We start from the raw sequence: 24,550 nt of genomic DNA on the forward strand, positions 1-24,550 counted from the left end.
GGGGGGGGGGGGGGGGGGGGGTGTGGTCGGCGGCGCCGGGGCCCGCGCCCCCCGCCCCCCCCCCCCCCCCCCCGCCCCCCCCCCCCCCCCCCCCACCGCGACACGGCAGGACCCCGGTCGGGCCGGACGGCGACCGGGGCCCCAGAATGACCGGGTGCACAGAGGCAGGAACGTCGACCCAGAGATCGCCCGCTCGTGGCTGCTCGTCAACGGCGCCCGCAAGGAGCTGTTCGACGAGGCGCACGACTCCCGCGCCGACCAGATCGTCCTCGACATCGAGGACGCGGTCGACCCGGCCCGCAAGCCGGAGGCCCGCGCCGACGTCGTCGAGTGGCTCTCCAGCGGCGAGAAGCGCGCGTGGGTGCGGATCAACGACCACTCGACCCCCTTCTGGGCCGATGACGTCGCCGAGCTGGCCGGGCTGCCCGGCCTGAACGGCGTCATGCTGGCCAAGACCGAGGCCGCCGAGCACGTCACCGAGACCTACGACCGGCTCGGCGGCAAGACTCCGGTGCTCGCGCTGGTCGAGTCCGCGCTGGGCATCGAGGAGGCGGTCAACATCGCCCGCGCCCGCGGCGCGTTCCGGCTGGCGTTCGGCAGTGGCGACTACCGCCGCGACACCGGCACCAGCGCCGACGACCTGGCGATGGCCTACCCCCGCTCCCGCCTGGTCGTGGCCAGCCGGGTGGGCGGCCTGCCCGGGCCGATCGACGGGCCGACGGTGAGCACCAGCCACCCGATCCTGCGCGAGCAGTCCGCGACCACCGTCTCGCTGGGCCTCACCGGCAAGCTGTGCCTGCAGATGGACCAGCTGCCGGTGATCAACGAGGTCATCAGCCCGACACCGTCCGACGTCGCCTGGGCGCGGGACTTCCTGGCCGACTTCGACGCCCGCGGCCAGGTCATCCGCGACGGCAGCGACCTCCCCCGGCTCGGCCGGGCCCGCAAGATCGAGAAGCTGGCCACCGCCTTCGGCGTCCAGCCGATCTGACGCGCCGGCGCGACCGACCGACGGCCCCCACCCACCGGGTGGGGGCCGTCGTGCGTTCAGGGGCGGGTACCGACGACGACGGTCGCCTCGAGGTCCTCGTCGTGCAGCACGGTGGTGCGCAGCCCGCCGGCGGCCACCGCGGCCTCGGTGACCGCAGCCTGCTCCTCGCTGGTCTCGATGAGCAGTGATCCGCCGAGCGAGAGCCACCCGCCCGCGCCGGCCGCGACCCGGCGGTGCACCGCGACGCCGTCGGGTCCGCCGTCCAGCGCGACCCGGGCCTCGTGCTCGCGCGCCTCGCGCGGCATCAGCGCGATCTCGTCCGTCGGCACGTAGGGGGCGTTGACCACCAGCACGTCCACCTGCCCGCGAAGCGACCACGGGAGGGCGTCGAACAGGTCGCCCTGCCGCACCCACGCGCCGAGCGGTGCCAGGTTCCGGCGGGCGCAGGCGACCGCCACGGGGTCGATGTCGGCCGCGTGCAGCCGCACCTCGCCGACGGCGACGGCCACGGCCAGCCCGACCGCGCCGGTGCCGCAGCACAGGTCGGCGACGACGCTGCCCCGCCCGGCCCGGGCCACCGCCTCGGTCGCCAGGAACTCGGTGCGGCGGCGGGGGACGAACACCCCCGGCGCGACGGCCACCCGCAGGCCGCAGAACCCGGCCCAGCCCAGCACCTGCTCCAGCGGCTCGCCGGCCACCCGCCGGGTCACCAGCTGCTCCAGGTGCCGGGGGCCGTCCGCGGCCTCGGCCAGCAGCTCCGCCTCGTCCTCGGCGAACACGCACCCGGCCGCGCGCAACCGCGCGATCAGCGTCGCGGGCGGGGTGGCGTCGGGATGGGACATGAGAGGAGACAGTGTGCGCCTGTCCCCCGCGAGCGCATCGGGTCGATACGGTTCCGCCGACGATCGGGAGGAGGGGCGCGTGGACCAGCGGGACACCGCCTTCCCGGCGTTCGTCGCCCACGCCGAGCCCGACCTGCTCGGCACCGCCTTGCTGCTGACCGGGAGCCGGTCCGCGGCCCGCGAGCTCCTCGTCGTTGCGCTGGCCCGCACCCACCGCCGGTGGCGCCACCTGGGATCACCGGGCGAGGCGCGGGAGGAGACCCGCGACGCGCTGGTCCGGGCCTCGCTGCGGCACGCCGGGACCGCCGACGCGGTGATGGTCGACGCCGACGGCGACCACCACCTCCCCGAGGCCGACCGGACCTGGCTGCGGGCGCTCGCCGCCCTCGACCCGCGCACCCGGGCGATCGCGGTGCTGCGGCTGCACGAGCGGCTGGACGAGCCGGCGGTCGCGGCCCTGCTGAGCTGCTCGACCACCGACGTCGCGGACGCGCTCGCCGAGGCGCTGGCCGTCCTCGGGCCGCTGCTCGCGGACGCGGAGGCCGCACCGGGCGGCGCCCCCGCGACGCCCAGACCCGCGCCCACACCCACACCGGGACCAGCCGTGGTCACCCGCGCACCCGCGGACGCCGACGCGCTGGAGCCCGACCCGGACGACGACCCGGACGGCGACCCGGACGCGGGCTACCGCCGGCCCGCCACCTCACCGGCGCCCCGCGCACCCCGGCCACGACCGGCGCCGCTCCCCGCCCCCGTACCGGTGCCGACCGAACCGGACCGTCCGGCGACCGACGAGGACCCCGACGCGATCTACCGGCGGCCGTCGTGACGACCCCGGTCGATCAGGCCGTCGCCGCCCGGCTGCGGGAGCTCACCGCCCTGGCCGATCCCCCGGGCGGCCCGAGCACCGCGGCCAGGGCGGCCGCGCTGGCCCGGGGCCGTCGCCGCCGCGCGGTCGCGTGGTGCGCCGGTGCCGTGGCCGTCGTCCTGCTGGCCACCGGCGCGTCGTTCGCCGGGACGACGGCCGGGGCGCCGGGCACCGACCGGGCATCCCGCGCCTCGGTCGTCACCCCGGCTCCCGTCCTCTACGACGCGCCGGTGCGCGGCTCCCTCGCCGACGACGAGGAGTTCCTGGCGGCGGTGGCCGCGCTCGACTGGGACCTCGCCGTCGGGCTGGACGGCGTCTCCTACGGCGGGGACGCGCCGGCGCCGGAGCCGGGCACCCAGCGCGTGGTCTACGCCGGCGACGTGCCCGGGGGGCACCGCTGGGTCGTGGTGATCGCCCGCGCCGGAGCGCAGTGGTCCTGGGCGTGGTTCACCGGCCCCCGGGGAGCCGAGCCCGCCGAGCTGACGCCCGCCGTCACGTCGATGCCGATCACCGGCCGCGAGCGGCTGGCGCTCATGGACGTCTCCGCGGACACCGGGCCGCTGCTCGTCCTGGCCGAACCCGGCGCGGTGGCGGAGTACTCGCCCAGCCTGGACCGTGCGCCCGACGGCGACCTGGTCCGCGACTTCGACCCGCTACCGGTGGTCGACGGGGTACCGCTGGGCGTGGTGACGACGCCCATCACCTGGGGCGCCGGCGAGGTGCGGATGAGCGCGGGCGAGCTGCCCGTCCACCCGTTCACCACCGGCGAGGAGCCGAGGCACCTGGAGTTCCCGACCGGCCCGATCGACGGCACCGACCTCCCACCGTGCCTCGAGCAGTTGGGCGTCGACGTCCACCTGTCCCCCGACGGCCACCTGGAGGGCTGGGGCGACTCGCCTCCCGGCGAGCTGAGCAGCGCCGAGCAGGCGGCCCGGGAGGAGCAGATCGCTGCCTGCTTCCGCACCGCCACCGGGGAGGGCTGACCCGGCGGGTTCGCCCACGCGCACCGGGGTACCGCTCGCCCGCCCACCACCGTGAGGGAGAGCGATGACCGCAGAGCAGTCCCCCGGCGAGGCGACCGGGCAGCCCACCGGTCGGCTGGCGTCGAGCACCCGATCCACCCTGCTGGGCGCGATGTTCCTGATGGCCACCTCGGCCATCGGACCCGGGTTCATCACCCAGACCACGACCTTCACGGTGCAGCTGGGCGCCGCGTTCGCGTTCGCCATCGTCGTCTCGATCCTGATCGACATCGCGCTCCAGCTGAACGTCTGGCGGGTCATCGGCGTCAGCGGCCGGCGGGCCCAGGAGCTGGGCAACCTGGTCGCCCCGGGCCTCGGCTGGGTGATGGCCGCCTTCCTGCTGATCGGCGGGCTGGTGTTCAACATCGGCAACGTCAGCGGCGCGGGACTGGGCGCCGACGCGATGCTCGGGCTCGACCCGAAGATCGGCGGTGCGCTCTCCGCGCTGATCGCCATCGGCATCTTCCTGAGCAGGCGGGCCGGGGTGGCGGTCGACCGGATCGTCGTCGCCCTCGGGCTGGTGATGATCGTGCTGACCACCTACGTCGCCATCACCTCCGGCCCGCCGGTGGGCCAGGCGCTGCGCAACGTGGTGCTCCCCGAGGAGATCGACGTCCTGGCGATCACCACGCTGGTCGGCGGCACCATCGGCGGCTACATCGTCTACGCCGGCGCCCACCGGCTGCTCGACTCGGGCGTCTCCGGCCCCGGCCGGGTCCGGGACATCACCCGCGGCTCGGTCACCGGCATCCTGATCACCGCGATCATGCGCATCGTCCTGTTCCTGGCGATCCTCGGCGTGGTCACCGGGGGCGCCGCGCTCGACCCGGCGAACCAGGCCGCGTCGGCGTTCGAGCAGGCCGCCGGCGAGGTGGGGCTGCGGGTGTTCGGCATCGTGCTGTGGGCCGCGGCGATCACCAGCGTCATCGGGGCCTCGTACACCTCGGTGTCCTTCGTGACCTCCCGGACGCGGACCTCCGACCGCACCCGCTCGCTGCTGGTCGTCGGCTTCATCGCCGTCACCTCGCTGGTCTACGTGCTGATCGGCACCGCGCCGACCACGCTGCTGGTCTTCGCCGGGGCGTTCAACGGCCTGCTCCTGCCGATCGGCATCGCCGTGCTGCTCTGGGTGGCCACCCGCCGCACCGACCTGCTCAACGGCTACCGCTACCCGCGCTGGCTGTTGGCCATCGGCTGGGTCGCCTGGTTGGTCACCCTGTACCTGGCGGTGAACTCGGTCCGCCCGGTGATCGACCTGTTCGCGTGAGGGAGGCTGGACCCATGACCGCTGTGGACCTGAACTCCGACCTCGGTGAGGGCTTCGGCCAGTGGGCGCTCGGCGACGACGACGCACTGCTGGGCGTGGTCACCAGCGCCAACGTCGCCTGCGGCTTCCACGCCGGCGACGCCACGATCATGCGGCGCGTCTGCGCGCGGGCCGTCGAGTCCGGCGTCGCGATCGGCGCCCAGGTCGGCTACCGCGACCTGCCGGGCTTCGGCCGGCGGTTCATCGACGTGGAGCCCGAGGCGCTGACCGCCGACGTCGTCTACCAGATCGGTGCGCTCGAGGGCTTCGCCCGGATCGCCGGCGACCGGGTGCGCTACGTCAAGCCGCACGGCGCGCTCTACAACGCGATCGTGCACCACGAGGAGCAGGCGGCCGCGGTGGTCGCCGCCGTCGTCGCCTACGACCGGGAGCTGCCGGTGCTCGGGCTGCCCGGCTCGGCGTGGCTCCGGCTGGCGGCCGAGGCCGGGCTGACCGTGGTGCACGAAGCGTTCGCCGACCGCGCGTACACCCCCGAGGGCACGCTGGTCTCCCGCCGGCTGCCCGGCGCGGTGCTGCACGACCCGGCCGAGATCGCCGCCCGGTGCGTGGCGATGGCCACCGGCGAACCGATCCGGGACGTCGAGGGCGGGGAGCTGACGCTGCGGCCGGGGTCGATCTGCGTGCACGGCGACACCCCCGGCGCGGTGGAGATCGCCCGGCAGGTCCGTGCCGCGCTGGCGGACGCCGGCGTGGAGCTCTCGGCGTTCGCGGCCTGATGCGCCTGCTCCCCAGCGGCAGCGCCGCCCTGCTGGTCGAGCTGGACGGGCTGGACGACGTCCTCGCGCTCTACGCCGCGCTCAGCGCCGACCCGCCGCACGGGGTGGTCGACGTCGTCCCGGCCGCGCGCACCGTCCTGCTGGTGACCGACCCGGCGCAGACCTCCTTGGCCGCCGTGGCCGCGGCGGTGCGGGCTACTCCCCCGCGGCCGGACACCCAGGTCGCCGGGGAGACCGTCGAGCTGCCGGTGCACTACGACGGCGCCGACCTCGCCGAGGTCGCCGGCCTCCTCGGGCTCTCCCCGGCCCGCCTGGTCAAACGGCACACCGGCGCCGAGTGGACGGTGGCCTTCTGCGGCTTCGCGCCCGGCTTCGGCTACCTCACCCAGCCCGGCGTCGCCTGGGACGTGCCCCGCCGGGCCACCCCGCGCACCAAGGTGCCCCCCGGCTCGGTCGCGCTGGCCGGCGAGTTCAGCGGCGTCTACCCGCGGGAGTCCCCCGGCGGCTGGCAGCTGATCGGCCACACCGACGTCGCCGTGTTCGACCTCGACCGCGACCCGGCCGCGCTCCTCCGGCCGGGCACCCGCGTGCGCTTCGTCGAGGTGGGACCGTGAGCCGCGCGCTGACCGTGCTGGCCACCGGGGCGCTGACCACGGTGCAGGACGGCGGCCGGGTCGGGCAGGCGGCGCTGGGCATCGGCCGCTCCGGTGCCTGCGACCGGGCGTCGGCCGCGCTGGCCAACCGGCTGGTGGGCAACCGCACCGACGCCGCGGTGCTGGAGGTGACCCTCGGCGGGCTCGCCGTCCGCGCGGAGGCCGACCTGCTCGTGGTCACCACCGGCGCGCGCTGCCCCGGCGCCCCGCACGACGCCCCGACCCTGCTCCGCGCCGGCAGCGAGCTGCGGCTGGGTCCGCCGTCCAGCGGGCTGCGCACCTACCTGGGCGTCCGCGGCGGCATCGACGTCCCACCGGTGCTCGGCTCCCGGGCCACCGACCTGCTGGCCGGGCTCGGCCCCGCGGTGGTCGCCGCCGGCGACGTGCTCCCGGTCGGCGAGCCGGTCGACCCGGCGCCCGGCGTCGACCTGGCCCCGGTGCCCGACCCGCCGGACGGCGAGGTCACGGTCACCGTGCTGCCCGGGCCGCGGCAGGACTGGTTCGGCGACGCCGGCTGGGCCGCGCTCACCGGGCAGTCGTGGACGGTGACCAGCGAGAGCAACCGGGTGGGGCTGCGACTGGACGGCGCCCCGCTGGAGCGGCTGCGCGCCGGGGAGCTGCCCAGCGAGGGGATGGTGCGGGGAGCGCTGCAGGTGCCACCGTCCGGGCTGCCGGTGCTGTTCCTCGCCGACCACCCGGTGACCGGCGGCTACCCGGTGATCGGCTACGTCGCCGACGCCGACGTCGACCGCTGCGCCCAGCTCCGCCCCGGACAGCGCCTCCGGCTGCGTGCCGGGCGCGGCTGAGGACGCCCGCGCGTGCGGTGATGACGCCCGTGGCAGAGTGCACCGTGCACGGTCAGCCACGCCGACGCGGAACCACCCCCGGAGGCCCCGCTGAACCACCGCCCGACCCCGACCGCGCCCCCTGACGTCACCGAGCTCGGCCGGGCGAGTGGCCCGCACGGCGAGGTGGCGCTTCGCCGGCGCACCACCGACGACGGCGCCCAACACCTCGAGCTCATCGTCGACGGCGTGTTCGCCATGGACGACGTCGACACCTCCACCGAGCGCGCCCTGGCCACCGAGGCGCTGGCCCGCTGCGCCGGCGGGGACCTGCGGGTGCTGGTCGGCGGACTGGGACTGGGCTGGACCGCGGCCACCGCACTGGCCGACCCCCGGGTGACGCTGGTCGAGGTGGCCGAGCTGCAGCCGGCGTTGGTCGGCTGGGCCGGCGAGGGGCTGCTGCCCGCGCTGCCCGCCGACCCGCGGCTCCGGCTGCACACCGCCGACGTCGCCGAGCACCTGGCGAGCTCACCGGGCACGTACGACGCGGTGCTGCTCGACGTCGACAACGGCCCGGCGTTCCTGGTGCACCAGCGCAACGCCGGGCTGTACGCGCTCCCGGGGCTCACCCGCGCGCTGGGCGCCCTGCGGCCCGGTGGGGTGCTGGCCATCTGGGCGAGCGACCCGGTGCCGGAGCTGGCAGAGCGGCTGGCCACGCTCCCGGACGCCACCGACGTCGAACACCTCGTGCTCCCGGTCGAGCGCGACGGCCGGGCCTTCGCCTACGCGATCGCGCTCGCCCGGCGCGCCGGGGGCCGATCGTGAACGGCGGCCGCCGGCACAACAGCGCGGAGGGCTCGCGGGCCCCGCTGTGGCTGTGGCCGCTGGTCGCGGGCGTCGTGGCCGCCGGGGCGTCGCTGGGCCTGACCACGATCCGCCCCACCAGCGGCTGGCTCACCCACCTGTGGCCCGGCGACCAGAGCGCGGCGTCCACGCTGTTCCAGGTCGTCACCACCGCGGTGGTGACCATCACGACCCTGACCTTCAGCCTCACCGTGGTGGCCCTGCAGCTCGCCTCCCAGCAGTTCTCCCCGCGGTTGCTGCGGGAGATCACCCGGGACCCGGTCTGGAAGGGCGTGCTGGCCGTGCTGACGGCAGCCTTCGTCTACAACATCGTCGCAATGCGCCAGCTGAGCAGCTCGTCCCCGGTGCCGGTGGTCAGCGCGCTGGTCGCGCTGCTGCTGGGCATCGCCGCGTTCGCCGCGGGCCTGACCTTCATCTCGCACATGACCCGGGTCCTCCGGGTGGACACCCTCATGCTGATGGTCCACGGCGAGACCACGACCGCCATCACGTCCTTCTACCCCGACTACGACGAGCCGATCGACGACCCCGACCAGCTGCACCTGGACCAGTCCGCCGGCCGGCTGCTGCCGTCCCCGGCGAGCGGGTACGTGCGCAGCGTCGACGTCGAGCGACTGGTCCGGTGCGCCCGCGAGCACGACGCGGTGGTGCGGATCGAGACCCGGCCCGGGGACCACCTGGTGCGCGGTACGCCGATCGCGACCGTCTGGGCCCGGCGGGGCGGCGAGCTGCCCGAGGAGTTCACCGAGGAGGTCACCGGCGCGGTGGACCTGGGCTACGAGCGCACCCTCGACCAGGACGCCGGCTTCGGTTTCCGCCAGCTGGAGGACATCGCGGTGAAGGCCGTCTCGCCCGGCATCAACGACCCGGTCACCGCCGCGATCGCCGTGGGGCACATGGGCGACCTGCTGTCCCGGATCGTCGGCTCCCACCTGGGGCCGACCCTGCACCGGGACGAGGACGGCACCGGCCGGGCGATCGTCCCCGACCGGGACCTGCGGTACTACCTGGAGCTGTGCTGTGGTCAGCTGAGCCGCTACGGCGGCGACGAGCCGACCGTGCTCACCTCGGTGCTGCGGATGCTCCGCGACGTCGCCGTCTCCTGCCGGGACGACGAGCAGCGGGCCGAGATCGCCCGGGCCGCGGACAACACCGCGGCCCAGCTGCCCGAGCAGGCCGCCGAGGACGACGCCGAGGCGGTGCGGGACATGCGCCGCCGGGTGCAGGCAGCACTCGACGGCGACCTCTACGGCGCCTTCGCCGACCGCGCCGGGGAGACCCGCTCGATCTGAACCGGCCTCAGCGGCCGACCGGTGGCTCCCCGTCGTCGGCCGGCGCCTCGTAGGCCGAGCGGCCGCGCAGCCGGGCGCCGACCGCGATGTGCAGCGGAGCGATGACGACGCCGTCCCGGGCCAGCCGGGCGCGCAGCGCCTTGCGGTGCCGCAGCACGCCCACCAACCCGACCGCCCAGAAGACGTACTGCACGGCGAACGCGGCCCGGAAGGCGTCCCGGCTGTAGTCGGTGGTGCCACCGGGGCTGAGCAGGTCGAGCACCGCGCCGATGGCCAGGATGGTCAGCAGTGACGCGACGAACCCGCCGACGTTGACCACCCCGCTGGCGCTGCCCGCCCGCTCGACCGGGTTCTCGGTGCGCGCGTAGTCGAAGCCGATCATCGACCCCGGGCCGTTGGTGCCGAGCACGAGCACCAGGACGACGAGCAGCCACAGCGGCGCCCGTCCCGGCCAGAGCAGCACGACGGTCCAGGTGACCGCGGTGACGCCGAGGATGCCGAAGACGAGCACCGAGCGGCGCATCGGCCAGCGGCCCACCAGCCGGCCCAGGAGGGGGCCGAAGCCCATGCCGACCAGCACCAGCAGGGTGAGCAGGGTGGCCGCCGTGCCGTCGCTGAGCCCTTCGCCGACGGTGAGGAACGGGAAGCCCCACAGCAACGCGAACACGGTGCCGGAGAACTGGGTGACCAGGTGGGTGTACATCCCGATCCGGGTGCCCGGCTCCCGCCAGGTGGCCACCAGGTTGGCGCGCACCTGGCCCAGCCCGGCCGGGGTGGCCACCGGGGTGCCGGGCGGGGCGTCGGAGAGCGCGACCAGTACCAGCACCGCGGCGAGCACGCCAACCGCGGAGGCGCCGAGGAACGTGGCCGGCCAGGAGGTGTCGCGCAGCAGCGCGACCAGCGGGTACGCGGCGACGATCTGGCCGATCTGGCCGAGGATGCCGGTCAGCTGGGTGATCACCGGGACGGTGCGGCCGGTGAACCACAGCTGCACGACCCGCAGCACGCTGATGAAGGTCATCGCGTCGCCGGCGCCGACCAGCACCCGGGCGGCGACGGCGGTCGGCACGTCGGTGGCCAGCGCGAGGACGGCCTGCCCGGCGGACATGGTCAGCGCACCGGCGACGATCATCGCCCGGGAGCCGAACCGGTCCAGCGCCACGCCCACCGGCACCTGCAGGCCGGCGTAGACGGCCAGCTGCAGCACCAGGAACAGCGAGACCGCCGAGGCGCCGGCGTCGAACCGCTCCTGCGCCTGCACGCCGGCCACGCCGAGCGACCCGCGGTGGAAGATCGCCACCGCGTAGGCCAGCAGCCCCACGCCCCACACCAGGTAGGCCCGCCTCGGGGTGCGGGCGGCCGGGGCGGGGGCGGTGGTCACGTCCGAGAACGACACCACACCGGCGCCCGGCGTTCCAACCGGGCGCGGTGAGATGCCCCACCAGGGGCCGGTCTCCGCCGGGCAGAGCTCAACCCTCGAGCACCGCCCAGCCGTGCGGCTCGAGCCGGACGGCGTCCCGCTGCACCTGCCCGGCGCCGGCCAGCAGCGCGCCGGCGCCCGGGGCGGGCACGACGGCGGGGGTGTCGGCCAGGTTGAGGGCCACCAGCAGGCGCTCCCCGTCGGCGCTGCTGGCGTAGCTCAGCTGCCGGTTGTCCCGGTGCAGCACCTCGGTGCGCGCCGCGTGCAGCCAGCGGTGCCGGCGCCGGAGCCCGATCAGCTCCTGGTGCAGCCGGAACGTCGGCTCCCCGAACGGGGCCAGCTCCGCGGGCGTCGCCGGGAACGGCGGGCGCACCGCCTCGTCCCCGCCGGCGCGGTCCTCCTTCACGCCGGTGAACGCCTGCTCGTCACCGGCGTACACCGACGGCGTCCCGCCGACGGTGAACAGCACCACCAGCGCGTGCGCCAGGTGCCGGGGGTCGGTGAGCCGGCTGGCGATCCGGGTGACGTCGTGGTTGCCGACGAAGGTCAGCGGCACGAAGGTGCCCAGGAACTCGTCGTGCCGGCCCAGCGCGTGCGCGAGCTCGTGCAGGTTGCCGTCGTTGAGCGAGCTCCAGACGGCCTTCCACAGCTCGTACTGGGTCACCGAGTCCATCCCGGACCCGCGCACGATCCCGGCGTAGTCGCCGTGGATGACCTCGCCGACGACGTACGCGTCCGGGTGCCGCTCGCGCACCCGCGGCAGCACGCCCGCCCAGAACGAGGGCGGCACGGCGTAGGCGGCGTCCAGCCGCCAGCCGTCGGCGCCGCGGTCCAGCCAGTGCGTCATCACGTCGGTGACGAGGTCGGCCACGGCCGGGGCGGAGTGGTCCAGGGCGACCAGCTGCCCGTGCCCCTCGAAGGTCTCGTACTCGGGCTCCGCGCCCGGGCCGTGCGGCCAGCGCAGCCGGAACATCCCGGCGGTGGGCGCGCCCGGCCCCTGCTCCAGGACCGCCCGGAACGCCGGGTGCCCGCGGCCGACGTGGTTGAACACACCGTCCAGCAGGACCCGCAGCCCACGGTCGTGGCAGGCGGCGAGCAGCGCGTCGAAGTCGGCGTCGTCGCCCAGCCGCGGGTCGATCCGCCGGTGGTCCTCGGTGTCGTAGCCGTGCGTGCCGCTGGCGAACACCGGCCCGAGCGCCAGCCCGTTCACGCCGAGCTCGACGGCGTAGTCCAGCCAGTCGACCAGCCGGGGCAGCCGGTGCCGCACGACGTCGTCGCCCCGTTCCTGCTCGGCCCCCACGAAGCCCAGCGGATAGACGTGCCACCACACCGCGTCCTGCACCCAGCCGGGCATCGCACCTCCCCCTCGTCGGAGGCCCCACGTTACCGACGGGTATCTCCGCTGGCCGGAAGCCCCCGGCCCGGTGCCGCCGCCCGCGGTTACCGTCCAGTTCCGTGACGCAACCAGCCGCCCGCGCCAGCACGGCCGTAGCGGGCAGCGCGCCCCCGGCGCTGGTCCCGGTGCTCATCTACCTGGCGATGCTGGTCGCGGTGATCAGCAGCCTGGGCGCGCCGCTGATCCCGGCCATCGCCGAGGCCAACGACGTCTCGGTCACCAGCGCGCAGTGGGCGCTGACGGTGACCCTGGTGGTCGGCGCGGTCGCCAGCCCGGTGATCGGGCGGCTGGGCGACGGCCGGCACCGCCGCACCGTGGTGCTCGTCGTCCTCTCCGTGGTGGTGCTCGGCAGCGTGCTCGCCGCCCTGCCGCTGGGCCTGGGCTGGCTGATCGCCGGCCGCGCGCTGCAGGGGCTCGGACTGGCCGTCACCCCGCTGGCGATCGCCACCGCCCGCTCGGCGCTGCCCCCGGACCGGGCCCGCTCGACCGCGGCGGCGCTGTCGGTGACGGTCGCCGCGGGCCTGGGCCTGGGGTACCCGCTGACCGGGCTGATCGCGGAGGTCGGTGGGGTGCACGCCGCGTTCTGGTTCGGCGCCGTCGCCAGCGCGGTCGCCCTCGTCGCCGCCGCGGTGGTCTACCCGCGCCCGCCGGCGACGGCCGGCCGCCACCTCGACCTGCTCGGCGCCGCCCTGCTGGGGGTCGGCCTGACCGCCGGGCTGCTCGCGCTCGGTGAGGGCGAGGACTGGGGGTGGACCTCGCCCGCCGTCCTCGGGCTGGTCGCGCTGTCGCTCGCCGCCCTGGCCGGCTGGGCGGTGTGGCAGCTGCACGCCGACGCCCCGCTGGTCGACCTGCGGCTGGCTCGCGGGCGCACCGCCGCCACCGCGCACGTGGGGGCCCTGCTCATCGGGCTGGCCAACTACCTGCTGCTGTCCTCCGTGCCGCGGCTGGCGCAGACCCCGGAGTCCACCGGCTACGGGTTCGGCTCCTCGATCGTCGTCGCCGGGTTGATCCTGCTGCCCTTCTCGGTGGCCAGCTTCGCCGCCGGCTGGGTGGCCCGCCCGCTGGACCGGCTGGTCGGCGCGCGCTGGGTGCTGCCGATCGGCGCGCTGGTGCTCGCCGTCGGGGAGCTGCTCGTCGGCTTCGCCCGCACCGACCTGTGGCAGCTGTTCGCGGCCATGGCCGTCGCCGGCCTGGGCGTGGGGACGACGTTCGCGGCACTGCCCGGGCTGATCGTCACCGCCGTGCCCGCCGGGGAGACCGGCAGCGCGATGGGCCTGAACCAGGTGATGCGCTACATCGGCTTCGCCGTCGGCAGCGCGCTCAGCGCCACCGTGCTGGAGATCGCCACCCCCGCCGGCGCCGCGTACCCGACGACCGGCGGGTACACCGGGGTGGCGGTGATCGGCTGCGGCGCCTGCCTGCTGCTCGTCGTCCTCACCGTCGCGCTCGGTCGGCGCGCCCCCGCGCCGGCCGGCTGACGGTCGGGCCACCCGCCGACCGTCGGCGCGGGTGGGTACAGCCGCTGCACCCGAGTCGGGCACCCGCGTCGTCGCACGTCGATGCAGTGGCTGCACCGACGCGCGCACGACCGGCTGACCGTGCTTGCCCGCCCGCGCGCTGGCCGTGCTGCGCGGCCGGGACCACGTCGTGCCCGAGGACGTGAAGGCCGTCGGCGTGGCCGCGCTGGGGCACCGGCTCACCCTGCGGCCGGAGACCTGGATGAACCGGGTCGGCGCCGACGACGTCGCTGCCGCCGTGCTCGGTGAGGTGCCCGTGCCGGCCAGCCGGCTCGCCGGCAGCGTCGGCTGAGCGGTGCGCTGGCAGCCCACCGCGGCGCTGGTCCGGGTCACCGTGCTGCCGGCGGCGCTCGCGCTGCTCGCCGTCCTGGTCCGCCGGGTCGACCTGCTGGTGCTCGCCGCCCCCCTGGCGCTGGCCGCGCTGGCGCTGACCCGCCGTCCGGCCGGTGAGCCCCTGGTGGACGTCGACCTCGCCGACGCCGCGGTGCCCGAGGGTGCTCGGCTCCCGCTGACCGTCCGGGTGGACGGCGGACCGGGCGCGCAGACCGCCGCCGTCGTCGTCGGCACCCCTGGCTGGGTGCAGCCGGCCGGCCGCGGGACGGTCGACCGGGCCGACCGTCCCGATGCCGGCGGGCGACTGTCGGTGACCGTCGACCTGCTGGCCCGGCGCTGGGGCATCGCCCCCGTCGGCCCGGTGCTGGTCACCCTCTCCGCCTGCGGCGGGCTGCTGCGCGCCGGCCCGGTGGAGCTGCCCGGCCGCCGGGTGCGCGTGCTCCCGCTGTCCGCGCCCTACACCGGCGCCGCGTTGGTGCCCCGGGCGCGGGGCGGGATCGGGCTGCACCGCTCGCCGCACCGCGGGGAGGGCACCGAGCTGGCCGGGGTGCGCGCCTTCGTCCCCGGGGACCGGATCCGCCGGATCAACTGGCGCACCTCGCTGCGCGCGGGCGAGCTGCAGGTCACCGCCACGACCACCGAGCGGGACGCCGACGTCGTGCTGCTCGCCGATGCCCGCTTCGACGCCGGCACCAGCGAGGGCATCGGCGGCCGGGCCAGCGGCGTCGACGTGACCGTGCGCGCCACCGCCGCCCTGGCCGCGTTCTACCTGCAGCTCGGCGACCGGGTCGGGCTGGTGACCTACGCCGCCACCGGCCGGGTGCTGCCCGCCCGCGCCGGCCGCGGCCAACTGGACCGGCTGCAGTCGGCGCTGCTGGACACCGCGGCGCCGCGCACCGGAGGCGCCGAGCCGCGGATGCCGGTGCCGGCCGGCCTGGACCCCCGGGCCCTGGTGCTGCTGGTCAGCCCGCTGGTGGGTCGGCACGTCGGGGAGACGGCGGCGGCGCTGAGCCGGGCGGGGCACCCGGTGGTCGTGGTGGACACGCTGCCGGCCGACGCGCTGCCGGGAAGCGACGACGGCCCCTGGGCCGGGCCGGTGACCCGGTTGTGGCTGGTGGAGCGGGACACCCGCATCCGGCAGCTGCAGTCGCTGGGCGTGCCGGTGGTGCCCTGGGCCGGCCGGGGCACGCTGGACGCCGTGCTGGTCGAGCTCGCCCGCGCCGCTGCGCGGTCCGGTGGCCGCGGGGTGCGCCGGTGAGCCCCCGGGTGGTGCTGGCGCTGGCCGGGCTCGCGGCGGTGCTGCTGCCGGCTCCGGAGCTGACGGTGATCGGTGTCGCCCTGACCGCCGCCGGGCTGGTGGCACTGGGCGCGGCGGTGGCCGCGCCGGGCTCGGCGGCGTCCGCGGTGCTCATCGGGGTTGCCGCGCTGTCCTGGCTGGACGGCGGCGACCCCGGCGCCTGGGGCCGGCTGACGGCGCTGGCGTTCGCGCTGGCCGTCGTGCACAGCACGGCGGCGCTGGCCGCGGTCACCCCGCGGACGGCGCGGGTGCCGGCCCGGCTCCTGGTGCGCTGGGTCGGCTGGGCGGCGGGAGCCACCGCCGGCGGCGCGCTCGCCGTCGCCGGCGCCGGCCTCCTGCCGGTACCCCCGGCGGTGCCGACCACCGTCGCCGCCCTCGTCGGGCTGGCGGCGGCCGGAGGCGCGCTGCTCGCGGCCCGCGCCGTGCGCCCGGCGGACTGACCGCGGTCAGCCGGCCGGGCGCTCCAGCAGGGCGCTCATCTCCGGCAGTTCGAAGAACTGCGCCGTGGCGCGGGCGCTGGGACCGCCGGCGTCGGGGTCGGCGCCGGCGGCGAGCAGCGCGCGCACCGCGTCGGCCGACTGCTTGAACACCGCGGCCGCCAGTGCGGTCTGGCCGCGGTCGTTGGCCCGGTCGGGCTCGGCCCCGCGCGCCAGCAGCGCGGCGACCGTCTCCGGGTGGCCGTGGTAGGCCGCCAGGATGAGCAGGGTGTCGCCCTTCTCGTTGGTCAGGTCCACCGGCACGCCGGCGTCGACGTAGGCGGCGAGCTCCTCGGTGTGCCCGGCCCGGGCCAGACCGAAGACCCGCTGCGCCAGGTCGAGGACACCCTGCTCGATCGGCTGCTGCTCGCTCATCCCGCGAGCGTAGGCACCGCGGCGGGAGGAACGAGCAGGTGGTCAGCCGGCGGCGACCCGGTCGGTCAGCGCGAGCACGTGCCGCCAGGCGTCGTCGCAGGCCTCGGCCCACTCCCCGAACGCCCGGTCGAAGAAGGAGTGCGGCGCGCCCTCGTAGACGACCTCGTCCACGTCGGCGCCGGCGGCGCGCATGGTGGCGGCCAGCTGCCGCTGCTCCTCCACCGGCGTCGCCGAGTCCGCGCCGGCGATGATCATCACCACCGGCTTCGCGGCGCGCTGCGCGGCGTCCCCGACCATGGACGGCCGGCCGTAGAAGCCGGCCGAGCCGGCGATGTCCAGGTCGCCGCCGGACTGCCGCCAGGCGTGGCTCCCACCGAAGCAGAAGCCCACCGTGACCACCGGGAGCGCCGGGTCGGTGCGGCTGCGCAGGTAGGCCGCGGCGGCGGCGGTGTCGGCGTCGACGCCCTCGGCGGTGGTCTGCGGGATGTGGCTCTGCCAGTCGAAGTCCTCCTCGCGGCTGCCGGTGGCGGCCACCCCGGCCGTGCGGCCGAAGTAGTCGATGGCGACCGCGGGGAGGCCGGCCTCGGCGAAGCGCTCGGCGAGGGCCACGTAGTAGGGGTGCAGGCCGCGGATGTCGGGGAGGATCACCACGCCCGCTCTCGCCGGTCCCGCGGGGGCGGCGAAGGCGGCGGTGAACTCGGTGCCGTCGGCTGCGGTCAGGGTCAGCGAGCCGCGCTCGGCGACGTCGCCGCTGCGGGGTGGTGCGGGCGGGCGGCTGTCGTGGTCGTGGCACATGCCGACGTGTCTACCGCCGACCTCCGCACCGCGCAGCGGGAGCTCAGCTCCGCTCGCCCGTGCCCCCGCCCTCGTTGTCGCCGCCCCCGCCGTCGCCGTTGCCGGTGTCGGCCGCGAAGTCCGGCGCGCTCGGGTCACCGCCGAAGAGCTTCGCCGCCACGTCCCGGCGCACCTCGGTGACCCAGTCGTGCTGGCGGTTGGCCTGCCGGATCAGCCGGTCGAGCAGGTCGGCGTCGATCCGGCTGTCGACGGTCGCCGCGATCCGCAGCGTCTCGAAGCCGCTGCGCTTGCCCCGCACGGCGGAAGCGAGGAACTCGAACTCGACCAGCTCGCTGGACGGGGACCGGCTGAGCAGGTGACCGTTCAGCTTCGCCCGGCTGGCCTTCTCGGCGACCCAGGTGGCCCACTGCTTGTACTGCCGCACCGGGAAGCCCAACGCCCGCGCGACGCCGGTGATCGCGGTCTTCTCCTCGCGCAGCTCGTCGAGCAGCTGCCGGAGGGCGTGCTCGTGCTCCCTCCCCCGGTGCACCCCGATCATCCGCGAGACCAGCTCGATGCCGCCGGCGGCCGCGGCGATGTGGTCGTTGATGTAGACGGCCAGCAGCTCGGGGTGGGACACGGAACCGGTCGGCACCGGGTTCTGGGGCACGGGCACTCCTCGTCAGCAGGGACCGGTCGTGGGCAGGGCCGGGTCCGGGCCTCACCATCATGTCCAGTGCTCACCGGTTCGACACCCGGCGTCCGTCGTGCCGAGCGCCAGCCTCCCCGCCGACCGGGGAGCTGCACGACAGGACCGTCCCGATCTCATCTGTGAGATATCGTGACCGGCGATGATGCTCACCGAGGAAGCCACCGGTCAGTCACTCCGCCAGATCGGCGCACTGGTCCGCGACGCCCGCCGGCACCACGGCCTCACCCAGGCCCAGCTCGCCGAGCGGCTGAACACCAGCCAGAGCGCGATCGCCCGGATCGAGCAGGGCAACCAGAACCTCACCCTCGAGCTGCTCGGCCGGCTGTCGGCGGCACTGGAGAGCGAGCTGATCACCGTCGGCCGCCCCGGCCCCACCCACCTGCGGGTGCGCGGCGGCACCCCGCTGTCGGGTAGCGTCACGGTGAAGTCGTCGAAGAACGCCGCCGTCGCGCTGCTGTGCGCCTCGCTGCTCAACCGCGGGCGGACGACGCTGCGCAACGTCTCCCGGATCGTCGAGGTCGACCGCATCCTCGACGTGCTCACCTCGATCGGCGTCTCGGCCACCTGGGACGAAGCCGGCCGGGACCTCACCCTCGTCGTCCCCGAGCAGCTGGACCTGGCCGCCATCGACGCCGACGCCGCCCGGCGCACCCGCAGCATCATCATGTTCCTGGGCCCGCTGCTGCACCGCGCTGACGCCTTCGAGCTCCCCTACGCCGGCGGATGCAACCTGGGCACCCGCACCGTCCAGCCGCACATGATCGCGCTGCGGCCCTTCGGTCTGGAGGTGGAGGCGCGCGCCGGGGAGTACCACGCGACAGTGCGCCCGACGGAGGGCCGGGACCGGACGATCGTGCTCACCGAGCGCGGCGACACCGTGACCGAGAACGCCCTGCTCGCCGCCGCCCGGCACGACGGGACGACGACGATCCGCAACGCCAGCCCCAACTACATGGTCCAGGACCTGTGCCTGTACCTGGAGAAGCTGGGGGTGCAGATCGTCGGCTTCGGGACCACGACGCTGGTGGTCACCGGCCGGCCGGTGCTCGACGCCGACGTCGACTACACGATCTCCGAGGACCCGGTCGAGGCGATGAGCCTGCTCACCGCCGGCATCGTGACCGGCTCGGAGCTGACCGTGCGGCGGGCGCCGATCGAGTTCCTGGAGATCGAGCTGGCCACCCTCACCGAGATGGGGCTGCGCTACGAGCTGTCCCCGGAGTACCCCGCGGAGAACGGCCGGACCCGGCTGGTCGACGTCACCATCCACCCCTCCCAGCTGCGGGCACCGATCGACAAGGTGCACCCGATGCCCTTCCCGGGGCTGAACATCGACAACCTGCCGTTCTTCGCGGTGATCGCGGCGACGGCGACCGGCGAGACGGTCATCCACGACTGGGTGTACGACAACCGCGCCATCCACCTGTCGGACCTGACCCGGCTCGGGGCCGACGTCCGGCTGCTCGACCCGCACCGGGTGCTGGTCTCCGGACCGACCCGGTGGTCGGGGGCGGAGATCGTCTGCCCGCCGGCGCTCCGTCCGGCGGTCTGCATCCTGCTCGCCATGCTGGCGGCGAAGGGCCAGTCGGTGCTGCGCAACGTCGACATCATCGCCCGGGGGTACGAGCAGCTGTACGAGCGGCTGGTGGAGATGGGTGCCCAGATCGAGGTCTTCAGCGACTGACGGCTGCGCGTCGGCCCGGCCGACCGCCTCCGGCCGAGCTTGTGCTCTGCTCACCCCAGGTGAGCAGAGCACAAGCTCGGCCCAGACACACCCTCGGGCCAGGCACCCCCGTCGGCCAGACACACCCAGCGGGACATCCCCTCGACGGGACACCCCGAGCGGGAGCTCCCTCGGCCGGCCGCTCCCTGCCGGCCGGTGAGCGGGGGCCACCCCGGTGCGGTCAGCCGCGGAGCAGGACGGCGACGCCGACGCAGGCCAGGGCCCACAGGCCGCTGGCCAGGGTGCCGATGATGAACCGCTCCGCGGCGACCGGCGCCTTCACCTCGTGGAACCGGCCCAGCCCCTTCACCGCGACCAGCACGGCCAGCCCCTCCTGCCAGCCGGCCAGCACCGTCCCGGCGATGACCGTGCGCTCCAGGGCCCCGATCCAGGCGCCGCCGCGCAGCACCTCCGGGTCGGCCACGCTGCGCGGAGCCGGCTTGCCGACGACGGGCTCGGCACCGGCAGGGGCCGGCGCGGGACCGGCCGCCGGCGCATCACGCTGCGGATCGGCGGCGCGCAGCACCGCCATCGCCACCGGGCCACCGCCCAGCGCGGCGGCCGCCACCGCGAGGACGACGGCCGCCGCGTCCACGACGTCCCCGGTGCGCCCGACGCGCCAGGCCAGCACGGCCGCGACGGCGAGCAGCACGACGAGGGTCAGCGCGCCGATCGGGGTGCGCACCCGCTCCCCGCGCAGCGTCAGGCCCGCGCCGGCCGCGGCCAGCGCACCGAGGACCAGCAGGGCGGCGACGGTCATCCCGCCGCCCGCGCGAGCAGCCGGGCCGCGGTCGGCCGCAGGTCGCGTTCGACCTCCCACAGCCCGGCGGCCAGGCGCTGCCCGACCGCCTGGCGGCTGATGCCCAGCTCGCCGGCCGCCTCGGCCTGGGTGCGCCCGCCCTCCACCAGCCGGACCGCCTCCTCCGCCTGGTCGCTGCGCCGCTCCAGCAGGGCGGCGAGCGCCGTCAGCACCGCCTGGGCGTCCGCCGCCGTGTCCGGCACCGGCCCGCGCACCGCGATCCGCACCGGACGCCGCTTGGCCGCCTCGACCGCGGCCCGCGCGGCGATGAAGGCCGGACCGGCACCGGCCCGGGTGCTGGCCGGCAGGGGCCGCTGGACGGGCCCTGTCCCGATCCCGATGCTCCAGTCGCCCTCCCGCACCAGCCGCCGGACCACGTCCACCACCGCGGACGGGTCGTCGAGCAGCCCCTGAAACTCATCACCCGCAGTGCGCTCGAAACGCAGCACCACGGGTACGCCGGCGAGCACCCGCAGGGCGGCCGGCACCCGGTCGGGGGCGCGACGGCTGGCCCGCTGGTCGACGGTCACCACGAACGACACCAGGCAAGTGCAGCAGCTTGCCTTGGCAAAAGCAAGGCTCAGGGCTTTGCGGGCGTGTCCTGGTTCAGCTCCGGCGGGAACCCGCCGGTGGCCACCGGTCCCCAGCGCTCGATCGTCACCCGGAGCAGGACCTTGCCCTGGCGCTGCATCGCGGCCCGGTAGTCGTCCCAGTCGGGGTGCTCGCCGCTGATCGACCGGAAGTACTCGACCAGGGGCTCCAGCGCGTCGGGCAGGTCGAGCACCTCCGCCCGGCCGTCCACCTGGACCCACGGCCCGTCGAACTCGTCGGAGAGGACGCACAGTGACACCCGCGGGTCGCGGCGGGCGTTGACGACCTTGGCCCGCTGCGGATAGGTCGACACGACGATCCGCCCCTCCGGGTCGACGCCGCAGGTCACCGGCGAGAGCTGCGGCTCGCCGTCGGCCCGGCGGGTCATCAGCAGTGCGTGGTGGCGGGGGCGGACGAAGGCGAGCAACCCGTCGCGGTCGACGCGGTCGGCGGTGGCGGTCTTCGGCATGCCGGGAACCTACGACGCACCCCCGACAGCCCGCCCGACGGGGCGGGGTGGGAGAGGTGGATCGCGTCGCTTCGGCGCGTGCCCGTCGCCCGGGTGTGCTGGGATCAGCGCATGCCCGACCAGAGTCCCGAGCCCCGCCCCGAGACGCCGTCCGACCAGAGGGCGACCGGCCCGGAAGGTTCCGGGGCGACGACTCCCGACGCCGGCTCCAGCCCGGGAGCGCCCACCCACGACGACACCATGGTGCCCACCCGGTCTCCCGTGCCCGGCCCGGAGCGCGCGCGCCGCTTCCAGACCGCCGCGCGCGTCCTCGCGATCGGCTCCGGGGAACTGGTGCTCGTCGTGCTCGGCCTGATCATCATCGGGTACGTCCTGGGCCAGCTCTGGGTGGTGCTGCTGCCCGTCGTCCTCGGCCTGCTGTTCACCACCGTGCTGTGGCCGCTCGCCCGGTTCCTGCGCAAGCACTCCTGGCCGCCGGCGCTGGCCGCCCTCGTGACGCTGCTGCTGTTCCTCGCAGCCCTCGGCGGCATCATCGCGTGGATCGCCCCGCAGGTGATCAACCAGGTCGAGGACCTGGCCGACCAGTTCAGCGCCGGTCTGCAGGAGATCCAGCAGTGGCTGGCCGGCCCGCCGCTCAACCTGGGCGACGGCCAGGTCGACGAGGCGATCGACGGCGTGATCGACCAGGTGCAGTCCAACGCGCAGAACATCGCCGGGTACGCCTACACGACCGCCACCGCCATCGGCAGCATCGTCATCAACCTGGTGCTGGCGCTGGTGCTGACGTTCTTCTTCCTCAAGGACGGGCCCCGCTGGGTGCCGTGGCTGGCCGCGCAGACCGGTCCCAGCGCCGCACCGCACGTGGCCGCGCTGTCGCTGAAGACCTGGAAGACGCTGTCGGAGTTCATCCGCCAGCAGGCGCTGGTCGGCTTCGTCGACGCGTTCTTCATCGGCATCGGGCTGCTCATCCTGGGCGTCCCGCTGGTGGTCCCGCTGGCGGTGCTCACCTTCTTCGGCGCCTTCGTGCCGATCATCGGTGCCTTCACGGCCGGTGCGTTCGCCGTGCTCATCGCCCTGGTCAGCAACGGGTTCACCACCGCGCTGATCGTCCTCGGCCTGATCGTCGTGGTGCAGCAGATCGAGGGCAACGTGCTGCAGCCGATCCTGCAGGGCCGCGGGCTGAACCTGCACGCCGCCGTGGTCATCCTCGCGGTGACCGCCGGCGCCAGCCTGGCCGGCATCATCGGCGCCTTCCTCGCCGTGCCGGTCGCCGCCCTGATCGCGGTGGCCTACCGGTACGGACGCGACGTCCTCGACGGGCTGTCCCCGGAGGTAGAGCCCGACGGCACCCGCCGGGTGCTCGCCGGGAACACCGTGGGGGCCGAGCTGGTGAGCGAGTCCGCGGAGGACCCGAACCCGGTCAGGTGACCCGGAGGAGGGACGGCGGGAATGCCGCCGTCCCTCCCGGGGCTGGACCTGTCGACCCGTCGGACCGTTCCCAGGAGGCCGCACCGTGCCGCAGCGACCGGAGGACCTCGTCGAGGTGCTCCCCGAGGCAGAACCGTTCCTCGACCGCGAGGAGCAGGTCGGTTCGCCGGAGGAGCGGCCCGGCCTGGTGCTGGTGCACGACCTGGCCGGGGAGTTCGACGCCGCGCACGCCGCCGCGCTCGCCGGCTCGCACCTGCTGGCCACCCTGCCGCACGAGCTGATCGCGCGCTTCGACGTCGACAGCCTGGTCGACTACCGCGGCCACCGGCCGCGGATGACGTTCTCCGGTGACCGGTACGAGTCGATCACCTCCCCGGAGATCAACCTGTACGCACTCGAGGACGACGGCGGGCGCCCGTTCCTGCTGCTGCACGGCACCGAGCCGGACTACGCGTGGGAGCGCTTCGTCGCCGCGGTCGCCGGGCTGGTCGAACGGATGGGGGTGACCACCGTCGTCGCGCTGCACGCCATCCCCATGCCGGTGCCGCACACCCGGCCGGTCACCGTCACCGCGCACGCGACCCGGCGTCAGCTGATCGAGTCCTACCCGGTCTACTGGGGCGAGATGCGCATCCCCGGCAGCGTGGGGGCGCTGCTGGAGCTGCGGCTGGGTGAGGCCGGCGTCGACGCCCTGGGCGTCGCCGCGCACGTGCCGCACTACCTCGCCCAGGCCACCTACCCGGCGGCCTCGCTCACGCTGCTGGAGCACCTGGAGCAGCTGACCGGGCTGCACGTGCCGACCGAGACGCTGCGCGAGGCGGCCGAGGCCAACCGCACCGAGGTCGACGAGCAGATCGGCCGGTCGGCGGAGAACACCTCGGTGGTGGCCGCACTGGAGGAGCAGTTCGACAGCTTCACCGCAGCGCGGGAGGACACCGGCCTGCTGGGCACCGCCGGCCAGATGCCCAGTGGGGACGAGCTCGGCGCCGAGCTCGAGCGCTTCCTCGCCGAGCAGGACCGCAAGCGCCCCCGCGACTGACCGACCCCGGCCAGCAGGGCCCGGGTGGCGAGCAGTCCCCCGGTGGCGAGCAGTCCCCGCCACGCAGCCCCCCGGCGCCGCGCACCGTCAGCAGTCGTCCTGGCACTTCGCCGGCTCGGGCCTGTGACGGAGGTCGGCCGTCCCCCCTCCTGCCCACCAGCCCCGATCCAGGCGGTCGCGGTGAGCGGCGGCCAGGGCGGCGTGCACCCGGGCGCCGCACACGACGTCCGCGGCGAGCTGGTGCGCCGCAGCGGACCACGACACTGGCACCGGCCGTTCCCGGGCCGGTGCGCCGGCACGGCCCATCGCCCGGAAGAACAGCACCACCAACACCGCGAACACGACACCCGCCCACATTGCTCCGCTCCCTCGTCCGTCGTCGGGCGAGCTGCCCGACGGGCCGAGGATGCACAGCAACGGGGACCGCAGACCAGTGTCCGATGGGACAGCGAGGGCAGGGGAACTGCCAGCACCGGCCGACCGGTCCGGCGGTGCACTGGGTCAGCCGTCCGCCCAGTGGACGGTCTGCGACGCTGACCGCCCGCCGAAGCTCAGGCCGAACACCGCAGCTCAGGCCGGCCGGCTCCTCGAGCCGGCCGGCGGCCGCCCTCCGCTGCTGCGGCACGTCGTCGTCGGGTCCAGTCTGGACCCGACGACGAGAGGCGGAGCGGTGACCGAGCAGGAGGACCCCGAGCGGCCGCGTCCGGCCGGGCCGGAGGGCGGCGACCCGGTGTGCTGGCTGGAGCGCGTCTGTCCCGAGTGCGGCCGGCTGGCCGACGACCCGGTCGCTGACCGTTGCGGCCGCTGCGGTCAGCTCCTGCGCACCTGATCCCAGGGACCA

Annotated in this window: 26 protein-coding genes; 17 read left to right on the top strand and 9 right to left on the bottom strand. The window is 75.6% G+C overall.

The genetic code is table 11. The features are described from left to right. The first annotated feature begins 154 nt into the window (after positions 1-154). The gene (locus tag ACI783_RS16130) at positions 155-991 is read left to right on the top strand and encodes an HpcH/HpaI aldolase/citrate lyase family protein (protein ID WP_457082671.1); all 837 of its coding nucleotides are present in this window, start codon (positions 155-157) and stop codon (positions 989-991) included. A 56-nt stretch (positions 992-1,047) separates the two neighbouring features. Here ACI783_RS16130 and ACI783_RS16135 read toward each other — a convergent pair whose 3' ends face one another. Beyond that, complete coding sequence (locus ACI783_RS16135; protein WP_457141384.1) at positions 1,048-1,833, bottom strand: putative protein N(5)-glutamine methyltransferase; 786 nt, start codon at positions 1,831-1,833, stop codon at positions 1,048-1,050. Between the two features lie 79 nt (positions 1,834-1,912). On the opposite strand from ACI783_RS16135, the gene ACI783_RS16140 reads away from it, so the two are divergent. The 8 genes from ACI783_RS16140 (at position 1,913) to ACI783_RS16175 (ending at position 9,360) form a co-directional block, all read left to right on the top strand. Then, entirely contained in the window at positions 1,913-2,662 is a 750-nt protein-coding gene (locus ACI783_RS16140) for a hypothetical protein (RefSeq protein ID WP_457141385.1), read from the top strand. Further along, positions 2,659-3,684: a hypothetical protein gene (locus ACI783_RS16145; RefSeq protein WP_457141386.1), complete on the top strand. Its 1,026-nt coding sequence runs from the start codon at positions 2,659-2,661 to the stop codon at positions 3,682-3,684. The genes ACI783_RS16140 and ACI783_RS16145 overlap by 4 nt, the downstream gene beginning before the upstream one ends. Positions 3,685-3,748: 64 nt before the next feature. Beyond that, on the top strand, positions 3,749-4,990 hold the full coding sequence (locus ACI783_RS16150; RefSeq protein WP_457141387.1) for an NRAMP family divalent metal transporter: 1,242 nt from the start codon (positions 3,749-3,751) through the stop codon (positions 4,988-4,990). A 14-nt stretch (positions 4,991-5,004) separates the two neighbouring features. Beyond that, a complete protein-coding gene (locus ACI783_RS16155; RefSeq protein ID WP_457141388.1) occupies positions 5,005-5,766 on the top strand; it encodes a LamB/YcsF family protein in 762 nt (253 codons plus the stop codon). Then, entirely contained in the window at positions 5,766-6,380 is a 615-nt protein-coding gene (locus tag ACI783_RS16160; RefSeq protein ID WP_457141389.1) for a 5-oxoprolinase subunit B family protein, read from the top strand. Before ACI783_RS16155 ends, ACI783_RS16160 begins: the two co-directional genes overlap by 1 nt. Further along, entirely contained in the window at positions 6,377-7,225 is an 849-nt protein-coding gene (locus tag ACI783_RS16165) for a 5-oxoprolinase subunit C family protein (RefSeq protein ID WP_457141390.1), read from the top strand. The genes ACI783_RS16160 and ACI783_RS16165 overlap by 4 nt, the downstream gene beginning before the upstream one ends. Positions 7,226-7,390: 165 nt before the next feature. Then, on the top strand, positions 7,391-8,029 hold the full coding sequence (locus ACI783_RS16170; RefSeq protein ID WP_457141391.1) for a spermidine synthase: 639 nt from the start codon (positions 7,391-7,393) through the stop codon (positions 8,027-8,029). Beyond that, positions 8,026-9,360, top strand: coding sequence for a DUF2254 domain-containing protein (locus tag ACI783_RS16175; RefSeq protein ID WP_457141392.1), 1,335 nt, complete (start codon positions 8,026-8,028; stop codon positions 9,358-9,360). The genes ACI783_RS16170 and ACI783_RS16175 overlap by 4 nt, the downstream gene beginning before the upstream one ends. A gap of 7 nt (positions 9,361-9,367) precedes the next feature. Here the strand turns inward: ACI783_RS16175 and ACI783_RS16180 are convergent, their stop codons facing one another. Together ACI783_RS16180 and ACI783_RS16185 are read right to left on the bottom strand one after the other, a co-directional pair. Then, positions 9,368-10,741: an MFS transporter gene (locus ACI783_RS16180; RefSeq protein ID WP_457141393.1), complete on the bottom strand. Its 1,374-nt coding sequence runs from the start codon at positions 10,739-10,741 to the stop codon at positions 9,368-9,370. A gap of 88 nt (positions 10,742-10,829) precedes the next feature. Further along, positions 10,830-12,134: an alpha-amylase family protein gene (locus tag ACI783_RS16185; protein WP_457141394.1), complete on the bottom strand. Its 1,305-nt coding sequence runs from the start codon at positions 12,132-12,134 to the stop codon at positions 10,830-10,832. Between the two features lie 101 nt (positions 12,135-12,235). Here ACI783_RS16185 and ACI783_RS16190 point away from each other — a divergent pair, with 101 nt between their 5' ends. The 4 genes from ACI783_RS16190 to ACI783_RS16205 all read left to right on the top strand — a co-directional run bounded on the left by ACI783_RS16190 (position 12,236) and on the right by ACI783_RS16205 (position 15,763). Beyond that, positions 12,236-13,654 (top strand): MFS transporter, encoded by a 1,419-nt coding sequence (locus tag ACI783_RS16190; protein WP_457141395.1) that lies wholly within the window; start codon positions 12,236-12,238, stop codon positions 13,652-13,654. Positions 13,655-13,778: 124 nt separating this feature from the next. Next, a complete protein-coding gene (locus ACI783_RS16195) occupies positions 13,779-13,985 on the top strand; it encodes a hypothetical protein (RefSeq protein ID WP_457141396.1) in 207 nt (68 codons plus the stop codon). Between the two features lie 3 nt (positions 13,986-13,988). Further along, the gene (locus ACI783_RS16200; RefSeq protein ID WP_457141397.1) at positions 13,989-15,284 is read left to right on the top strand and encodes a DUF58 domain-containing protein; all 1,296 of its coding nucleotides are present in this window, start codon (positions 13,989-13,991) and stop codon (positions 15,282-15,284) included. Beyond that, positions 15,281-15,763 carry a hypothetical protein gene (locus tag ACI783_RS16205; protein ID WP_457141398.1) on the top strand — a complete coding sequence of 161 codons (483 nt, stop codon included), beginning with the start codon at positions 15,281-15,283 and terminating at the stop codon, positions 15,761-15,763. Before ACI783_RS16200 ends, ACI783_RS16205 begins: the two co-directional genes overlap by 4 nt. A gap of 6 nt (positions 15,764-15,769) precedes the next feature. Here ACI783_RS16205 and ACI783_RS16210 read toward each other — a convergent pair whose 3' ends face one another. From ACI783_RS16210 to ACI783_RS16220, 3 genes are read right to left on the bottom strand one after another with little or no spacing between them, the layout of a single operon-like run. Then, positions 15,770-16,174, bottom strand: coding sequence for an ankyrin repeat domain-containing protein (locus ACI783_RS16210; RefSeq protein ID WP_457141399.1), 405 nt, complete (start codon positions 16,172-16,174; stop codon positions 15,770-15,772). Between the two features lie 42 nt (positions 16,175-16,216). Next, a complete protein-coding gene (locus ACI783_RS16215; protein WP_457141400.1) occupies positions 16,217-16,969 on the bottom strand; it encodes a dienelactone hydrolase family protein in 753 nt (250 codons plus the stop codon). A gap of 43 nt (positions 16,970-17,012) precedes the next feature. Continuing rightward, on the bottom strand, positions 17,013-17,618 hold the full coding sequence (locus ACI783_RS16220; RefSeq protein WP_457141401.1) for a hypothetical protein: 606 nt from the start codon (positions 17,616-17,618) through the stop codon (positions 17,013-17,015). A gap of 181 nt (positions 17,619-17,799) precedes the next feature. Here ACI783_RS16220 and ACI783_RS16225 point away from each other — a divergent pair, with 181 nt between their 5' ends. Further along, positions 17,800-19,344 carry a UDP-N-acetylglucosamine 1-carboxyvinyltransferase gene (locus ACI783_RS16225; RefSeq protein ID WP_457141402.1) on the top strand — a complete coding sequence of 515 codons (1,545 nt, stop codon included), beginning with the start codon at positions 17,800-17,802 and terminating at the stop codon, positions 19,342-19,344. Between the two features lie 220 nt (positions 19,345-19,564). On the opposite strand, the gene ACI783_RS16230 is transcribed toward ACI783_RS16225, so the two are convergent. The 3 genes from ACI783_RS16230 to ACI783_RS16240 are packed head-to-tail and all read right to left on the bottom strand — an operon-like array spanning position 19,565 to position 21,242. Next, complete coding sequence (locus ACI783_RS16230) at positions 19,565-20,143, bottom strand: hypothetical protein (RefSeq protein WP_457141403.1); 579 nt, start codon at positions 20,141-20,143, stop codon at positions 19,565-19,567. Continuing rightward, a complete protein-coding gene (locus ACI783_RS16235) occupies positions 20,140-20,724 on the bottom strand; it encodes a hypothetical protein (protein ID WP_457141404.1) in 585 nt (194 codons plus the stop codon). The genes ACI783_RS16230 and ACI783_RS16235 overlap by 4 nt, the downstream gene beginning before the upstream one ends. 38 nt (positions 20,725-20,762) lie before the next feature. Continuing rightward, entirely contained in the window at positions 20,763-21,242 is a 480-nt protein-coding gene (locus ACI783_RS16240) for a PPOX class F420-dependent oxidoreductase (protein ID WP_457141405.1), read from the bottom strand. A gap of 111 nt (positions 21,243-21,353) precedes the next feature. Between ACI783_RS16240 and ACI783_RS16245 the strand changes: the two genes are divergently transcribed. The 3 genes from ACI783_RS16245 (at position 21,354) to ACI783_RS16255 (ending at position 24,538) form a co-directional block, all read left to right on the top strand. Continuing rightward, positions 21,354-22,670: an AI-2E family transporter gene (locus tag ACI783_RS16245; protein ID WP_457141406.1), complete on the top strand. Its 1,317-nt coding sequence runs from the start codon at positions 21,354-21,356 to the stop codon at positions 22,668-22,670. A gap of 85 nt (positions 22,671-22,755) precedes the next feature. Then, positions 22,756-23,709, top strand: coding sequence for a proteasome assembly chaperone family protein (locus ACI783_RS16250; protein ID WP_457141407.1), 954 nt, complete (start codon positions 22,756-22,758; stop codon positions 23,707-23,709). Between the two features lie 670 nt (positions 23,710-24,379). Further along, on the top strand, positions 24,380-24,538 hold the full coding sequence (locus ACI783_RS16255; RefSeq protein ID WP_457141408.1) for a hypothetical protein: 159 nt from the start codon (positions 24,380-24,382) through the stop codon (positions 24,536-24,538). Positions 24,539-24,550 lie beyond the last annotated feature (12 nt).

Source organism: Modestobacter sp. SYSU DS0511 (assembly GCF_054050755.1).

Bases quoted from the DNA above. Each gene is read 5' to 3' on its own strand.
- ACI783_RS16240 (WP_457141405.1), bottom strand. From the start codon at position 21,242: ATGCCGAAGACCGCCACCGCCGACCGCGTCGACCGCGACGGGTTGCTC.
- ACI783_RS16150 (WP_457141387.1), top strand. From the start codon at position 3,749: ATGACCGCAGAGCAGTCCCCCGGCGAGGCGACCGGGCAGCCCACCGGT.
- ACI783_RS16225 (WP_457141402.1), top strand. From the start codon at position 17,800: ATGATGCTCACCGAGGAAGCCACCGGTCAGTCACTCCGCCAGATCGGC.
- ACI783_RS16185 (WP_457141394.1), bottom strand. From the start codon at position 12,134: ATGCCCGGCTGGGTGCAGGACGCGGTGTGGTGGCACGTCTATCCGCTG.
- ACI783_RS16160 (WP_457141389.1), top strand. From the start codon at position 5,766: ATGCGCCTGCTCCCCAGCGGCAGCGCCGCCCTGCTGGTCGAGCTGGAC.
- ACI783_RS16230 (WP_457141403.1), bottom strand. From the start codon at position 20,143: ATGACCGTCGCCGCCCTGCTGGTCCTCGGTGCGCTGGCCGCGGCCGGC.
- ACI783_RS16210 (WP_457141399.1), bottom strand. From the start codon at position 16,174: ATGAGCGAGCAGCAGCCGATCGAGCAGGGTGTCCTCGACCTGGCGCAG.
- ACI783_RS16215 (WP_457141400.1), bottom strand. From the start codon at position 16,969: ATGTGCCACGACCACGACAGCCGCCCGCCCGCACCACCCCGCAGCGGC.
- ACI783_RS16155 (WP_457141388.1), top strand. From the start codon at position 5,005: ATGACCGCTGTGGACCTGAACTCCGACCTCGGTGAGGGCTTCGGCCAG.
- ACI783_RS16245 (WP_457141406.1), top strand. From the start codon at position 21,354: ATGCCCGACCAGAGTCCCGAGCCCCGCCCCGAGACGCCGTCCGACCAG.
- ACI783_RS16135 (WP_457141384.1), bottom strand. From the start codon at position 1,833: ATGTCCCATCCCGACGCCACCCCGCCCGCGACGCTGATCGCGCGGTTG.